We start from the raw sequence: 15,202 nt of genomic DNA, 5'->3' as shown, positions 1-15,202 counted from the left end.
TTTCGCCAACGCCCTGATCAGCTCGCAAAAATGGCGCGCAACGCTAGACGCGGCGCGGACCATGACTAAGATAGGGGCTCTTGATGTCTCGATTTGGAAGGGAGTAGGAAATGGAGTTAGTACTTGGCCCGCTGGAAGCCCGCGTCATCGGCTGTCTGATTGAAAAAGAGATCTGCACCCCGGATCAATATCCCCTCTCCCTTAATGCACTGGTCAACGCTTGCAACCAGAAGAGCAACCGCGAGCCGGTGCTGGAGCTCTCCGAGCTCGATATCCGCGCCGTGGTGGACGAGCTGATCCGCAAGCGGCTAGTGGTCAACACCGCCGGCTTCAACGCCCGGGTGCCCCGCTATCAGCACAGATTCTGCAACACCGAATTTGGCGAGCTGAAATTCAGTGCCCAGGAGCTTGGCATCGTCTGCGAACTGCTGCTGCGCGGCCCGCAAACCCCTGGGGAGCTGCGCTCGCGCACCAACCGCCTCTGCAGCTTCGATGATGTCACCGAGGTGGATGCGGTGCTGACCCAACTCATCGAGCGTGGCCCCTACGTGGTCAAGCTGCCGCGCGAGCCGGGCAAGCGCGAATCCCGCTACGCCCACCTGTTTAGCGGGGAGGTGGATATTCAGGCGATGATGGATGCCGCTCCCGCCGCGGCCTATGCCTCCCCTGCCGCCGACCGTCTGAGCGAGCTGGAGCTGGAAGTGAGCGAGCTCAAGAGCCGTCTCGCCGCCATGGAAGCGCGGCTGGCAGCACTGGATGGTCAGGGCTGATCGCCTTTACCATCGCCACTCTCTATCATGGAGCCGGGGCTGATGTCCCCGGCTCCCTGCGTTTTTCATCGTGAGGACGTGCCCGTGATCTCCCTGATTAAAGAGTCAGACCACCAGAAGATGCCCTGGAAAAACCAGCAGGGCACCACCAGCCAGATCCTCATCTCCCCGAAGGGGAGCAGCCTTGCCAAACTCGACTTTGACTATCGACTGAGCTCGGCCCCCATCAAGAGCGCGGGTCCCTTCTCCCCCTTTCCCGGCTATCAGCGCATTTTGCTGCCGGTGAGCGGGGCAGGCTTTGTGCTCAACGGCCACCCCTACGCCACCTTCGAGGCGGCGCACTTTAGCGGCGATGAGGAGACCCACTGCGAGTTGCTGAAAAAAGAGGTGACCGATCTGGGGCTTATCTACCATCCGGATCGCATCAGCGCCAACGTGCGAGTGCTGAACCTCCCCTTCCCGCTGACCCTTACCCTCGAGCCAGAGAAGACCTACCTCTGTCACCTGCTGAGCGGCCAGCTGGCCGTGCAGGGCAAAGAGGTAGCCATCAACGAGACGCTGGTGGTGACCGGTGAAGAGAGCATTCACTTCGAATGCCAGAAGAAGACCTCCATCGCCTTCTTTACCCTGCAGGCCAAATAGCGCAAAAGTCGTCGGTGTGCAGTCATGCCAGGCCACACACAGACAGCAGAGATGAAAAAGCCGGGCAATCCCGGCTTTTTCTATTCAGGCGACCGGCTCGATGCCGGTAACCGCCTTAGTTGACCTTGAAGGAGCCCTTCATCATGGCGAAGTGGCCGGGGAAGGAGCAGAAGAAAGTGAGATCCTTACCCGCCAGACCGTCGGTCTTGAAGGTCACGCTGCTGCTCTCGCCGCCGCCGATCAGCTTGGTGTGAGCCAGCACACGGGGATCATCCTTGGGCAGATAGCCGTTCTCGGCCCCGGCGCTCATCCCGGCAGTCGCCACGGTCTGATAGTCGGCGGTGCTGGCCAGCACCCAGTTGTGGCCCATGGCGGTCACAGGCAGCTTGCCGGTGTGGTTCAGGGTGACCGTCACCTCCTTGCAGGTGGCCGGCACGCTCATCTCTTTGAGGTTGTACTGCATGGCATCATTGCCTTCGATGACCAGTGCACACTCATCCGCCAGCACGGGGGCAGCCAGGGTACTCAGAAACAGCAGGGTAATCGCCTTTTTCATCATCTTCTCCTTTGATTGGCAATGGATGGCAACGACTTGGCGGATGCGATGAACGCTTCGCAAAGATGCCGTCTAAATCGACCTTCATTTTACTCAATTGTCTTCAATCGGCTATGGCTTTTGGCCAAAGCTGCGGGCCAGGTCACCAGACGGTGATCTACTCGCCACTCTCTCCCTCACGGATGGACGATACGGCGCTCGGCAGTCACAGGTTCAAAACTGTTTAATTTTTTCTGCCCTTTTCCCTCCGATTGCCCCCATCAGGGGTCGCCCGGCGGGCGCCCCTTGGCTAAGCTAGCGCCCCGATATGAACCTTCTCCAGATGAGAGCGCCGGATGATTGCGATAACCCCCGTGGCGGCCCTGCGCGGCCTGCTGCTGACCCTGCTGCTGGCGCTGGCCGGCTGCCAGCCCACCCCGCCTGCCCAGACCCGTATTCAGGGCAAGACCATGGGCACCTACTATGTGGTGACCCTGAGCGATAGCTACCCCGGTGGGAAGCCCGCCCTCAAAAGCGATGTTGAGAGCCTGCTGGCCCGGATGAACAAGGAGATCTCCACCTACGATCCGGGCTCGCTCATCTCCCGTTTCAATCAGGGGCCCGCCAATACCCCGTTTGCCATCCCGCCCGCCATGGCCATCATAGTCCAGCAGGGGATGGATGCCGGTAAGCTGACCGACGGCAAGCTGGATGTGACCGTGGGGCCTCTGGTCAATCTATGGGGCTTTGGCCCGGACAAACGGCCAGTCAAGCGGCCCGATGAGGCAGCCATCGCCGCCGCCCGCCACAAGGTGGGCATCGACAAGCTGACCCTGACCCCGCAAGGGGATCACTTCCTGCTCGAAAAAACGATCCCGGATCTCTATCTCGACCTCTCCACCCTTGGCGAAGGGGCGGCATCGGATGAAATCGCCGCCCTGCTCGAGGGCAAGGGGGTACACAACTACCTGATCGAAGTGGCCGGTGCGGTGCGCAGCAAGGGCAACAACAGCAAGGGCTCGCCATGGAAAGTAGCCATCGTCGAACCCTCCGATCAGCCGGGAGCGTTTTCCGATATCGTCATCCCCAACGGCATGGCGCTCAGCACCGCGGGCAGCTATCGCAACTACTACGAGCTGGATGGCCAGCGTTACTCCCATATCATCGATCCCGCCACCGGCCAGCCGGTCACCCACAAGTTGGTCTCCGCCAGCGTCATCACCCCGACCGCGCTGGAGGCCGATGCCCTCGATACTGCCCTGATGGTGATGGGGCCTGAAGCGGGGTTGGCATTTGCCAAACAACACCAGCTGGCGGTCTATCTCATCATCAAGACCGAACAGGGGTTCAAAGCCGAGTACACGCCGCAATTTGCTCCCTATCTGGCAGAGAAAAAACATTGAGTTCAAGGCCCTGGCAACAGGGCCTTTTTCTTTCACTCATCGCGGGCAAAAGGCGGACAAACGGAGATGGTTCGCAATCGACAACTTGGCCAATTGCCTCTTCGGGCGCTTTGGTGGCACACTTTCTCCCATCAGCCCGTAGCGCCTCGACCCAGACAGATGCAGACACCTGAACAAGAGCCAGAAAAAAAGAGCCCAGCCAAGCCACAACGCATTCTGATGGTCAATGAGCAGCGCTCGTTTCAGGTGATGATGAAGGCGATGCTGCTCAATCTGGGTATCAGCAACATCACCTACTCCAATACCGCCGAGGATGCGCGGCGCCGCTGCCAGAAGGGCAGTTTCGACATCTATCTCATCGATTACGATCTCGGGGTTGGCGAGAATGGCCGCCAGTTACTCGAAAGCCTGCGCGACAAAGACCTGATCCCGCCCCAGAGCGTGGTGATCATGGTGAGTGGCGACAGCTCCCGCGCCATGGTACTGAGCGCGCTGGAAGCCGAGCCCGACGAATACCTGATGAAGCCCTTCTCTCAGGAGCAGTTCTCGTTTCGCTTGAAGCGTGCCCTCGCTCGACGCAACGCCCTGGCCAGCGTCTTTACCGCGCTGGCCGATGACAATCTGGCAGCCCTCATTACCGCCTGTGCCGAGCGGGCCGATGCGGTGCCCCGTTTTGCCAACTACTGCCGCTGCCTGCAGGCCGATACCCACCTCAAGCTGGGTCAGGCGCAGGAGGCGCGCGCCCTGATGCGCCAGCTGCTGGCCGGGCAGGAGAACAGCTGGGCCCGCCTGACACTGGGCAAGGCGTGCAACACCCTGGGGCTCCACGAAGAGGCGGTCAGCCATCTGCAGGCGACCCTCAAAAATACCCCGCTGATGGTGGAGGCTCACCTCTGGCTGGCGGAATCCCTGCTGGCCCTTGGCAATGACGAGCAGGCGCAGCAGGAGCTCAAACGGGCGGTGGATATCTCCCCCCAGTCGGTGCAACTCTCCCGCAGGCTGGCGGAGGTGTGCCTGCAGCGCCACGACTACGCCCAGGCCAAGGATGTGCTGATGTCGCTGATCGACCTGTCACGCAACTCCATTCACCGCACTCCCCACTATCTGGGAGCCTATATCCAGACCCTGACCCTCTACGCCCTCAACAGCAACGACAGCTACCACATCGCCAACCTGCAAAAGCAGGTCAATTCTGCCCTGTCGCGCATCCGCGATTCGCTGATGATGTCGGAGTTCAATACCCGGTGTTCGAGCAGATCTGTCAGGCCCGGGTGCAGATTGCGCTGGGTGAGCTGCTCAAGGGCAAGAAGATGCTCTATCGCGCCAATCAGAACTGGCTCGATGAGCCTGCCACCATGCCCCCCGCCCTGCTTGGCGAAACCATCCTCGCCCTCTATCAGCTCGGCGAGTTCGAATATGCCGAAAGCCTGCAGGGGCTGCTGGCGGAGGACGAAGATCGGCTGCTCACCACCTGCATTCAGGCAACCCGCGATGACAAGACGGTGCTGGAGCGACGTCAGCGCTACCAGCAGCTCAACGATCTGGGGATCAAGGCCTATCAGAGCGGCGAGCTGGAGCAGGCCCTCGGCCATTTTCGCGAGGCCTTGCGCCGTGCTCCCGCCAATACCGGTGCGGCTCTCAACAAGATCCAGGTGCTGCTGCAACTGATGCAGAAAAACCGCAAGAGTCCGGAGTTTGGTGCCGAGTGCAAAGACACCCTGGACGTGCTCGACGGCATCCCCCTCAACCCGGCCCAGCAGGAGCGTTTTCGCAAGCTGCGTCAGGAGTTCAACCAGTTCAGCTAAGACCCCGCCGCGCCCCCTTTTCCCCGCCTATGCTGAAACCAGTTCGGCAATGCGAGGGAAACGAAGATGGCGATGTGTCGTTATCTGGTGGCCGATGGCCGCCACTGCAGTGAAGAGGCTGGCGAGCACGATCTCTGCCACTGGCATGATCCCCACCATACCCATCAGGAAGCCCACACCGCCGAGGCGCTTGAACAGTACGTTCGCGCTGGCGGACTCTGCCACGGCCTGCAGCTGTCACGGGCCAATCTGGCGGGCCTCAATCTGGTCAACAAGGAGTCCGATCAGGGATTTTTGCTGGAGCAGTGCAACCTCTATCGCGCCAACCTGCGCGGTGGTCACCTCTACGGCCTGCGCATGAAGGGCGGCAGCCTGATGAAAGCCGATCTCAGTGATGCCAACCTCCAGTGCGCCACCCTCGATGACGTCAACCTGCTCGGCATCCGCTGGCACAACACCCGGCTCGACAACATGCAGACCGGCAAACGGGTGATGCAAGATCGCAAGGGGCGCCGCGAACGGGATCCCAAACAGGCGCGCATCTGGTTCAAGGAGGCGGAAGAGACCTACCGGGATCTGCGCAAAGCCTCCGAGGCGCAGGGGATCTTCACCATGTCCGGCAACTATATCCAACAGGAGCTCACCATGCGCCGCCTGCAACTGCCGTTCTGGTCGACCCAGCGCTTCACCTCCTGGGTGGTCGATCTCTTCTGCGGCTATGGCGAGGCCCCGATGCGGGTGGTGCTCTTCTCGTTGCTGCTCATCTTTATCTGCAGCATTTTTTACTTCTTCTGCGGACTGCATTTTCAGGGCGAGCACCTCATCTACCAGCCCGGTGCCCCGCTCGAGCAAAATGCCATCTTCCTGCTCGAATGCCTCTACTACAGCGTGGTCACCTTCACCACGTTGGGGTACGGCGACTTCACTCCGGTCGGGCTCTCCAGGATCTTCGCCGCCTTCGAGGCCTTCACCGGCAGCTTTACGCTGGCGCTGTTTGTGGTGGTTTTCGTCAAAAAGATGACCCGCTGAAAACCTGTCCACGATCCTACTGCGAGGCTGTGATCAAGGCTCATGTGCCGCTCGGAATCCTCATGTATACATATACAATCCGGTTCCTGCGCTGCGCTTCACCTTGCTGACAACCTCTCGCGACGGATCGTGAACAGGTTACCAAGCAGCTACACCAGTCACAGCCCCCGAACTTGCATCCACCGCCGATTCCTAGTCCAATAGCCACTTATAAAAATGACATGAGCATCCCGGACATGAAGATCATCTCTTTCAATATCAACGGCCTGCGCGCCCGTCTACACCAGCTGCAAGCCATCATCGACAAGCACCAGCCCGATGTAATCGGCCTGCAGGAGATCAAGGTGCACGATGAAGCCTTCCCGCTGGCCGATGTGGAGGCCATGGGCTATCACGTGGAGTTTCACGGCCAGAAGGCCCACTACGGGGTCGCCATCATGAGCAAGCAGAAGCCGGTCAAGGTGGAGAAAGGCTTCCCCACCGACGATGAAGAGGCCCAGCGCCGGATGATCATGGCCACCTTCGAGCGCGAAGACGGTTCCCTCATCAAGGTGATGAACGGCTACTTCCCGCAGGGTGAAAGCCTGGATCACGAGACCAAGTTCCCGGCCAAGCAGAAGTTCTACGAGGATCTGCAGCACTACCTCGAGACCAACCACACCCCGGACGACCAGCTGGTGCTGATCGGGGATATGAATATCTCCCCCACCGATCTCGACATCGGCATCGGCGAGGCAAACCGCAAACGCTGGCTGCGGGATGGCAAATGCTCCTTCCTGCCCATCGAACGCGAATGGATGGAGCGACTGAAAGGGTTCGGTCTCACCGACACCTTCCGCGCCGCCAACCCCACCGAGTGCGAGCGTTTCTCCTGGTTTGACTACCGCTCCAAGGGCTTTGACGAGAACCGCGGCCTGCGCATCGACCTCATCATGGCCTCCGACGCCCTCAAGGACAAGGTGACCGAGACCGGTATCGACTACGAGCTGCGCGGCATCGAGAAACCCTCCGACCACGCCCCCATCTGGGCCTGCTTTGCCTGATTCGGCACAAGATTAACCGATGAGCCGCGACGAATTCGTAAACTGTGAAGCGGCTCGCGGTTGCCCGCGATAAAAGGGCGTAAAAAACCCATCCAGACAAGGTGCCTTATGGCACCTTATTTTTTTGCAGTAAGGAGTGGCTGGCGTGATACGGTTGCGAAGAGCCCGGGCCCGGGATGAACATCCCCGAAGCCCCCCGCCCATATCGGAAAAGTCAGATTTTTTTCGTCAATCGGCAACCCTAATTGCCACTTTGAGAAGGTTGTGTTCAAGGTTGCCGCCCTATCATCTCCCATTCCAATCATAAAGAAGTTGTTTTTTTAATCATGAAGTTAATGATGTGTATGGAGAAACATGCTGAACGCAGCAGCCGAAATCGATCCAACAGGAGTGTGATGATGAAGGTGCCCAATGCCGGAAGAGAGGTTTACAAACGCAGCTTGCTGACCCTGGCGCTGATCAGCGGTCTGAGTGCCTGTGGCGGCGAGACGACCCAGACGGCACAGACCATGCCCGCCGTCCCTGTGGTGGTCGCCGAGGTCAAGCTGACCGATGTGCCGCTCACCACCGAAATGGTGGGAGAGACCGCCGGTTTTCGCGAGATCGATGTGCGATCCCGGGTCAGTGGCATCCTGCTCAAGCGCACCTATGTGGAAGGCCAGCCGGTTACCGCCGGTCAGGAGCTGTTTCTGATTGACCCGGAGCCCTACAAAGTGGCACTGGAGCAGGCCAAAGGGACTTTGGCTCAGGAGCAGGCCCGTCTCAACAAGGCCCGTGCCGATCGGGATCGCATCATTCCCCTCTTCAAGCGTCAGGTGGTGAGCCGCAAGGACTATGACGACACCATCGCCAACTATGAAGCGGCCATCGCAAGCCATCAGGCCGCTCAGGCCAAGGTGAAAGAGGCGGAGCTCAACCTCAGCTACACCCAGGTGACCGCCCCCATCAACGGCATGGCGAGCAAGAGCTCCCAGTCCGAGGGGAGCCTTATCTCCACCAGCGGCGACAACGGCCTGCTCACTACCATCACCCAGTTTGATCCGCTCTACGTCAACTTCTCCTACTCGGAGCAGGATCGCCTCAACTTCGAAAACTCGGTAAAGAAAGGGGTGATTGAGGCGAAGGATGCCACCACCTGGCGCACCCATATTCGTCTGGCCGATGGCTCCCTCTATCCGGAGGCGGGCAAGCTCAACTTCTCCGACAACCGGGTCGATCCCCAGACCGGCACCATCCGTGCCCGGGCCATCTTCGACAACAAGGACGGCGTACTGCTGCCGGGCCAGTTTGTCCGCATGACCATCGATCTGGGCACCCGCAAAAACGCCATCGTGGTGCCGCCCCGCGCCATCGTGCAGTCCCAGGCTGACCGCATGGTGATGGTGGTCGATGCCGACAACAAGGTAGTGCCCCGTCCGGTGACACTGGGCGCGGCAGTCGACTCCGGCGTGCTGATCGAGAGCGGCCTGCAGGCAGGTGAGCGCTATATCGTCGAAGGCTTGATGAAGGCTCGCCCGGGCGCCGTGGTGAAACCTGTCTCTGCCGACGAGATGAAAGCGATCACCGGCAAGGTGGTCAGCCAGTCTGCGGCCAAGTAAGGAGCCCGTATGTTTTCCAAGTTCTTCATAGAACGTCCCATCTTCGCCAGCGTGATTTCGATCATTATCGTGCTGGGCGGGTTGGCGGCGATGCGAGCGCTCCCCATCGAGCAATATCCCCAGATCACCCCGCCGGTGGTCTCGGTCACGGCGTTTTATCCGGGCGCAACCCCGGAGGTGATCTCCCAGACCGTGGCTGCGCCGCTGGAGCAGCAGATCAACGGCGTCGAGCGGATGATCTACATGCAGTCGGGGTCGGCCTCCAACGGCCAGATGAACCTCAACGTCTACTTCGAGATCGGCACCGATCCGGATCAGGCCACCATCAACGTCAACAACCGGGTCTCGGCCGCCATGGCCCAGCTGCCGGAAGAGGTGAAAAAGCAGGGGGTGACGGTCAAGAAGAAATCGACCTCCATCCTGCAGGTGGTCACCCTCCAGTCACCGAACGGCTCGTTTGATACCACCTATCTGTCGAATTACGCCCTGCTCAACATCATCGACGAGCTCAAGCGGATTCCCGGCATCGGTGATACCACCTTGTTTGGCGGTACCGACTATGCGATGCGTATCTGGCTGCGGCCGGATCGACTGGCCCAGCTCGAGCTCACCCCGAGCGACGTGATCGGCGCCATTCGCGAGCAGAACACCCAGTTCGCGGCAGGCAAGATCGGTGCCCAACCCACCACGGCCCCCATCGACTTCACCTACACGGTGCAGACCAAGGGGCGCCTTGAGGATGTGAAGGAGTTCCAGAACATCATCGTCCGCTCCATGCCCGATGGCTCCAAGATCCGGGTCCGCGATGTCGCCCGGGTCGAGCTGGGGGGCAAGGATTATGATCTGGTCGCCCGCGCCAACGGCAAACCGGCCATCGGTATTGCCACCTATCTGCAACCGGGCGCCAACGCCGTCGCGGTCGCCGATGCGGTGCATGCCACCATGGAGCGACTCAAGGAGCGCTTCCCGCAGGATATCGAGTACCAGATCCCCTACGACACCACCGAGTTCGTGAAGATCTCCATCGAAGAGGTGGTACACACCCTGTTCGAGGCGATCGTACTGGTGTTCGTGGTGGTCTATCTGTTCCTGCAGAACTTCCGCGCCACCCTGATCCCCTGTATCGCGGTGCCGGTGTCGCTCATCGGGACCTTCGCCGGCATGCTGGTGCTCGGTTTCTCCATCAACCTGCTGACCCTGTTCGGCATGGTGCTCGCCATCGGTATCGTGGTGGATGACGCCATCGTGGTGCTGGAGAACGTCGAGCGGATCATGAGCGAGAAGAAGTGTTCGCCCAAAGAGGCGGCCATCCTCGCCATGCAGGAAGTCTCCGGTCCGGTGGTCGCCATCGTGCTGGTGCTCTGCGCCGTGTTCCTGCCGGTCGCCTTTATGGGCGGCATGACCGGGGTGATGTACAAACAGTTCGCCATCACGGTCGCGGTCTCGGTCGCCATCTCCGGTCTGGTGGCACTGACTCTCTCTCCGGCCCTCTGTGCCGTGTTGCTGAAAGAGGGACACCACAAACCGGCCCGCTTCTTCGTCTGGTTCAACGAAAAATTTGACCAGCTGACCCGCGGCTATGTACGGGGTGTGGCCTTCCTGAACCGTCGGGTGGGGGTCGCCTTTGCCATCATCGCCGTGCTGATCCTCTCCATCTACGGCCTCTTCCTGAAAGTGCCGGGCGAACTGGTACCGAACGAAGATCAGGGCTACCTCATCTCCGCCGTCATGCTGCCGGATGCCGCCGCGATGAGCCGGACCCAGGCGGTGGCGGATCAGTTCGACAAGATCGCCATGGCCAACCCCCATGTGAAGGATGTGATCACCTTCTCGGGCTTTGACATTCTCTCCAATGCCATCATCAGCAACAGCGGCATGACCTTCATTACCCTGAAGGACTGGAGCGAGCGTCAGGGGGCCGGGCAGGACTCCTTCTCGCTGGCCAAGACCTTCCAGGGCTTGAGCCTGATGGGGCTGGCGGATGGCTTTGTCGCCTCCTTCAACCCGCCTCCCATTCAGGGGATGTCCACCACAGGTGGCCTTGAGGCCTATCTGCAAAACCGTGGCACCGGCAACGCCCAGGCCTTCTCAGGCGAAGTGCAGCGCTTCCTCGAAGCGGCCAAGGCGCGCCCGGAGTTTGCCAGCGTCACCAGCACCTACCGCGCCAACGTGCCACAGGTCTATCTCGACCTGGATCGCGAAAAGGCCAAGGCGCTGGGGCTGCCGATCAACGCGGTGTTCGACACCATGCAGGCCACCTTCGGCCAGGTCTATGTCAACGACTTCAACCAGTTCGGCCGTACCTACCGGGTGCAGTTGCAGTCCGAGGCAGACTATCGCGCCAAGAAGAGCGACATTCGCAACGTCTATGTCCGCTCCGACAAGGGGGAGATGATCCCGCTCAGCAGTCTGGTGACGGTGCGTGATGCCACCGGCCCCGAACTGGTCGAACGCTTCAACATCTTCCAGGCCGCCAAGATCATGGCCCAGCCAGCCCCAGGCTACAGTTCGGGTCAGGCCATCGCCGCGCTGGAAGAGGTCGCCAATGAGGCTCTTGGCAACGACGCCAAGCTGGAGTGGACCGGCTCCGCCTATCAGGAGAAAGCGGCCGCAGGCAGTGCAGGCATGGCCTTTGGTTTCGGTATCGTGATGATCTTCCTCATTCTGGCCGCCCAGTATGAACGCTGGAGCCTGCCATTTGCGGTGATCACCGCCGTACCGTTCGCCCTGTTCGGTGCCCTGCTCGCCACCTGGCTGGTGGGGCTGACCAACAACGTCTACTTCCAGATCGGGCTGGTAACCCTGGTCGGCCTTGCCGCCAAGAACGCCATCCTGATCGTGGAGTTCGCGGTGATGAAGCACGAAGAGGGGATGAGCCTCATCGAGTCGGCACTGGAGGCGGCACGCCTGCGTTTCCGTCCCATCGTGATGACCTCGCTCGCCTTCATCCTCGGCTGTGTGCCGTTGGTCACCTCCAGCGGGGCCGGTGCGGCAAGCCGTCACGCCCTCGGCTGGCCGGTCATCGGCGGCATGCTGGCGGCCACCTTTATCGCCATCTTCTTTATCCCGCTTTTCTTCCGCCTCATCATGAGAGGGCCGGAAAAGCGCGCCAAGCCGTAACGCTCTCCACGGGCGTTCCACCGATAACAAACTACCCCCGCCCGTGCGGGGGTATTTTTTTGTCTGCGGTGTGCTTCAATGACACATATCGAGACTTTTTTCACAGGATCCGGATATGCTGGCTCAGCTCTGGCTTGCGACGACCTTGGCGACCACTACCCTCTCCGCCTGTGGTCATCACGATTATCCCCCCTGGAACTGGCTGAGCGATGGCAAGATCATCGGCGTTTGTGCCGAAGTAGTCAGTACCCTCTATCAACGGTTGGGTTTCAATGTGGATCTCGCCTATGTGGGCCCCTGGGCCCGCTGTCAGCAGAAAGTGGCGAAAGGAGAGGTCGACATCAATATCTGTGCGCTGCGCAACGAAGAGAGAGCGCACTACTCCCGCTTTACCCGAACCCCCATGGCCATCAATGACATGGCGGTGTTCGTGCGCCAACCAGGCAGCCGCTTGCTGCAACGACGGGAGGACCTGACCGGACTGCGGGGCGCCATGATGATAGGCGTCAGCCTTGGCAGCGAAATGGATGATTTTTTGCAAGCGAATACCCGTATCTACAGGGTCAACTCCCTCAAGCAGGTATTTGGCCTGCTGGCCAGTGATCGGGTCGACTTCGTTCCCTATGGCCGCTCTTCCGGCCGCCTGTTTTTGAGCGAAAATTACCCGAGCAGCGGAATGGCTGATCTGCAGTGGCCACTGCAGCGCGGTGAGCTCTATATTTCTGTTTCACTACAATCTCCCCATCTTGGCACCCTCGAACAACTGGAGCTCATGTTGCAAGCGCCCGGCATGAGTCAATGGATAGACCAGTTGCTGGAAAAATACCGTGACCTCTACCTGCAGCAGCAGCGCCAGCAGAAGCCTTGACCTTCTCCTGCGAGCAAGGTTTAGAGTTTGGCAACTTGCCCCCCTAAGGATGCTCGGATTGTCACTCACCCAGCTTGCTGCAAGATTGCCCTCTGTTGCTCTGGCCCGGCTATTGCTGGCGCTGCTGCTCGTCTGCAATCTGACTCTCTGCATCAGCTGGCATGGTTCTCCCCTCTCCTCCGAGCCGACCCCAAGCAGCGCCCAATCGATGGTGATGTTCGATTCATCCATGGCGATGGCGGATGGCGATATCTCTCATGCAATGCCCGCCATGGATCACCCGGGCGATGGTATGACCCTCTCCTGCCATCAGGGAGACGAGGGGTCAGCCATGGGCGATGAGTGCCAGATGCAGACCGGCGTCAATGCTCTCTCCTTCGGCTCGATGGCTCTGCTGGGTGTGCTGATCGCCCTGCTGATCTTCCCCCTGCTGCTTGGCAGCCACTTCGCAACTGCACTGCTTGATAACTGGTTGCGGGATCCCTTCCTGCGCTCGCGCGGTACTCACCCTCCCTCCTGGCCACGCCGACATCTGATGCTGTCGGTGTTACGCCACTAGAAAGTCCTTCTCTTGCGGCACAGGCAAGCTTCAACTTGCCCGTTTCCTGCCGCCTTGCCTGACCCTGTGCCCCGGCCAAACCGGTCCGCTCACAGGGAGCCGTGCGCACTGATACAGCTGCGCCCCGTTTGCCGCCAGCCCCTTTGGTGATGCCTTGCACCTCACCCGACCGGCGGCCTGCAAAAGAGAAGACGTATTATGTCACCAGCCCACTTTTCACCGTCCAAGGTTGCTGCCTTTGCGGGCGCCTTACCCTCCTGCACTTTCTGCATGCAGATCCGCGCCGGAGGCCAGTCATGAACAAGACCGTCCTGATGTCGGCCCTGCTACTTGCCCTTGGCGCTGGTGGCGGCTACTGGGCCGCCAAACAAACCTCCGATGGCGCAAGCGCCAAAGAGAATACGCCCCTTTACTGGGTCAACCCCATGGATCCCCGCGACAAGCGTGACGGCCCGGCCAAGGACAACATGGGGATGGACTTTATCCCCGTCTATGAGGAACAAAAAAACGGCTCGCCGGGCACCGTCACCATCATCCCTGAGATCCAGCAGAACCTGGGGGTGCGACTGGCTAAGGTCGAGCGACTGCCTATCCACCAGCAGATCGAGACGGTGGGCTATGTCGGGTATGACGAGGATCGGCTGGAGGCGATCAACGCCCGCATGGCGGGCTGGATCCGCACCCTCGCCATCAAGAGCGAGGGACAGAGGGCCACCAAGGGGAACCTTATTTACGAGCTCTACGCGCCGGATCTGGTCAACGCCCAGCACGAATACCTGCTCGCCCTCAACACGGCCAACCCGCTGCTGCTGCGCGCTGCCGAGGGCAAGCTCAAGTCCCTGCAGGTGCCGGCGGATCAAATCGCAGCCCTCAAACGCAGCCGTCAGGTGCGCGAAACCATCAGCATTTACGCCCCCAGCAGCGGTTATGTCTCCGAGCTGAAGGTGCGCGAAGGCCAGTATGTGGAACCCGCCGCCGCCCTGTTCAACATCAGCACCCTCCAGCAGGTGTGGGTGAGTGCCGAGGTGTTCGAGCGTCAAGCCGCCCAGCTGAAAGTGGGGGATCCGGTCACCATGACTCTCGACTATGCCCCCGGCCGCAGCTGGCAAGGTAAGGTGGATTACCTCTATCCGACCCTCGATGCCGCTACTCGCACCCTCAAGGTGCGCCTGCGCTTTGACAACCCGGACGAATTTTTGAAACCCAATATGTTTGCCAAGGTGGCCATTCGCACCGGGCAGGGAGAGCCGCAATTGGTGGTGCCGAGCGAAGCGGTGATCCGCACCGGCAGTCAGGATCGGCTGGTGCTGGCGCTGGGGGATGGCAACTTCAAGTCGGTCGCCGTCACCCTCGGCCCCCAGTTTGGCGACAAGGTCGCCATCAAGGCGGGGGTGGAAGCGGGTGACAGCATAGTCAGCTCGGCCCAGTTCCTGCTCGACTCCGAGTCGGCCATCGATTCGGACTTCCAGCGCATGACGGCAGTGCGCCCTGCCCAGGTGTGGACCCAGGGCGAGGTTGAAAGCATCGATCTGGCCAACCGTACCCTGATGGTCTCCCACCAGCCCATCCCCGAGTGGCAGTGGCCCGCCATGGAGATGGAGTTCACCGTCGCCGACGGGGTCGATATCAGCAAGCTGGTCGAGGGGCAGACCCTTCATCTGCAGGTGATACAGGAGGGGGATGAGTACCGCATCACCACCATCCATCAGGAGAAGGCACCAGCAACTGACGACACCGCCAAGCCTGCGGCAGATGAGATGGGCAAGATGGAAGGCATGGACCATAGCCAGCATCAGATGACGATGCCCGAGGTGGAGAAGAAGTCATGAT

At 60.4% G+C, this 15,202-nt stretch carries 11 protein-coding genes and 1 pseudogene; 11 read left to right on the top strand and 1 reads right to left on the bottom strand.

What is annotated here, in order from left to right:
• The first annotated feature begins 110 nt into the window (after window positions 1-110).
• Complete coding sequence (locus ACTG2O_RS11715; RefSeq protein ID WP_005337766.1) at window positions 111-770, top strand: YceH family protein; 660 nt, start codon at window positions 111-113, stop codon at window positions 768-770.
• An 84-nt stretch (window positions 771-854) separates the two neighbouring features.
• Window positions 855-1,412: a HutD family protein gene (locus tag ACTG2O_RS11710; protein WP_421351241.1), complete on the top strand. Its 558-nt coding sequence runs from the start codon at window positions 855-857 to the stop codon at window positions 1,410-1,412.
• Window positions 1,413-1,527: 115 nt separating this feature from the next.
• On the opposite strand, the gene azu is transcribed toward ACTG2O_RS11710, so the two are convergent.
• Window positions 1,528-1,968, bottom strand: a complete 441-nt coding sequence (gene azu, locus ACTG2O_RS11705) for an azurin (RefSeq protein WP_005337768.1) — start codon at window positions 1,966-1,968, stop codon at window positions 1,528-1,530.
• A 335-nt stretch (window positions 1,969-2,303) separates the two neighbouring features.
• On the opposite strand from azu, the gene ACTG2O_RS11700 reads away from it, so the two are divergent.
• The 9 genes and pseudogenes from ACTG2O_RS11700 (at window position 2,304) to ACTG2O_RS11660 (ending at window position 15,201) form a co-directional block, all read left to right on the top strand.
• Window positions 2,304-3,350, top strand: a complete 1,047-nt coding sequence (locus ACTG2O_RS11700) for an FAD:protein FMN transferase (protein ID WP_439975812.1) — start codon at window positions 2,304-2,306, stop codon at window positions 3,348-3,350.
• 159 nt (window positions 3,351-3,509) lie between these two features.
• Window positions 3,510-5,155: pseudogene (locus ACTG2O_RS11695) on the top strand (tetratricopeptide repeat protein).
• A 66-nt stretch (window positions 5,156-5,221) separates the two neighbouring features.
• On the top strand, window positions 5,222-6,184 hold the full coding sequence (locus ACTG2O_RS11690; RefSeq protein ID WP_005353221.1) for an ion channel: 963 nt from the start codon (window positions 5,222-5,224) through the stop codon (window positions 6,182-6,184).
• A gap of 236 nt (window positions 6,185-6,420) precedes the next feature.
• Window positions 6,421-7,227: an exodeoxyribonuclease III gene (xthA, locus tag ACTG2O_RS11685; protein ID WP_118854029.1), complete on the top strand. Its 807-nt coding sequence runs from the start codon at window positions 6,421-6,423 to the stop codon at window positions 7,225-7,227.
• Between the two features lie 398 nt (window positions 7,228-7,625).
• A complete protein-coding gene (locus tag ACTG2O_RS11680) occupies window positions 7,626-8,825 on the top strand; it encodes an efflux RND transporter periplasmic adaptor subunit (RefSeq protein WP_005353223.1) in 1,200 nt (399 codons plus the stop codon).
• Between the two features lie 9 nt (window positions 8,826-8,834).
• Window positions 8,835-11,945: an efflux RND transporter permease subunit gene (locus ACTG2O_RS11675; RefSeq protein WP_439975810.1), complete on the top strand. Its 3,111-nt coding sequence runs from the start codon at window positions 8,835-8,837 to the stop codon at window positions 11,943-11,945.
• Window positions 11,946-12,060: 115 nt separating this feature from the next.
• A complete protein-coding gene (locus ACTG2O_RS11670) occupies window positions 12,061-12,813 on the top strand; it encodes a substrate-binding periplasmic protein (RefSeq protein WP_439975809.1) in 753 nt (250 codons plus the stop codon).
• Between the two features lie 58 nt (window positions 12,814-12,871).
• The gene (locus tag ACTG2O_RS11665; RefSeq protein WP_439975808.1) at window positions 12,872-13,372 is read left to right on the top strand and encodes a hypothetical protein; all 501 of its coding nucleotides are present in this window, start codon (window positions 12,872-12,874) and stop codon (window positions 13,370-13,372) included.
• A gap of 296 nt (window positions 13,373-13,668) precedes the next feature.
• Complete coding sequence (locus ACTG2O_RS11660) at window positions 13,669-15,201, top strand: efflux RND transporter periplasmic adaptor subunit (protein ID WP_439975806.1); 1,533 nt, start codon at window positions 13,669-13,671, stop codon at window positions 15,199-15,201.
• Window position 15,202: the final 1 nt, after the last annotated feature.

The organism is Aeromonas sp. 61P (genome assembly GCF_051919545.1).
GTDB lineage: Bacteria > Pseudomonadota > Gammaproteobacteria > Enterobacterales > Aeromonadaceae > Aeromonas > Aeromonas veronii.
Note: the sequence above shows the minus strand (reverse complement) of the source record. Positions and strands in the feature narration are given on the sequence as shown.

What these genes read in the sequence shown, in the direction of transcription:
- ACTG2O_RS11660 (WP_439975806.1), top strand. Translation starts at nt 13,669, where the DNA reads ATGAACAAGACCGTCCTGATGTCGGCCCTGCTACTTGCCCTTGGCGCT.
- xthA (WP_118854029.1), top strand. Translation starts at nt 6,421, where the DNA reads ATGAAGATCATCTCTTTCAATATCAACGGCCTGCGCGCCCGTCTACAC.
- ACTG2O_RS11675 (WP_439975810.1), top strand. Translation starts at nt 8,835, where the DNA reads ATGTTTTCCAAGTTCTTCATAGAACGTCCCATCTTCGCCAGCGTGATT.
- ACTG2O_RS11700 (WP_439975812.1), top strand. Translation starts at nt 2,304, where the DNA reads ATGATTGCGATAACCCCCGTGGCGGCCCTGCGCGGCCTGCTGCTGACC.
- ACTG2O_RS11680 (WP_005353223.1), top strand. Translation starts at nt 7,626, where the DNA reads ATGAAGGTGCCCAATGCCGGAAGAGAGGTTTACAAACGCAGCTTGCTG.
- ACTG2O_RS11715 (WP_005337766.1), top strand. Translation starts at nt 111, where the DNA reads ATGGAGTTAGTACTTGGCCCGCTGGAAGCCCGCGTCATCGGCTGTCTG.
- ACTG2O_RS11670 (WP_439975809.1), top strand. Translation starts at nt 12,061, where the DNA reads ATGCTGGCTCAGCTCTGGCTTGCGACGACCTTGGCGACCACTACCCTC.
- azu (WP_005337768.1), bottom strand. Translation starts at nt 1,968, where the DNA reads ATGAAAAAGGCGATTACCCTGCTGTTTCTGAGTACCCTGGCTGCCCCC.
- ACTG2O_RS11690 (WP_005353221.1), top strand. Translation starts at nt 5,222, where the DNA reads ATGGCGATGTGTCGTTATCTGGTGGCCGATGGCCGCCACTGCAGTGAA.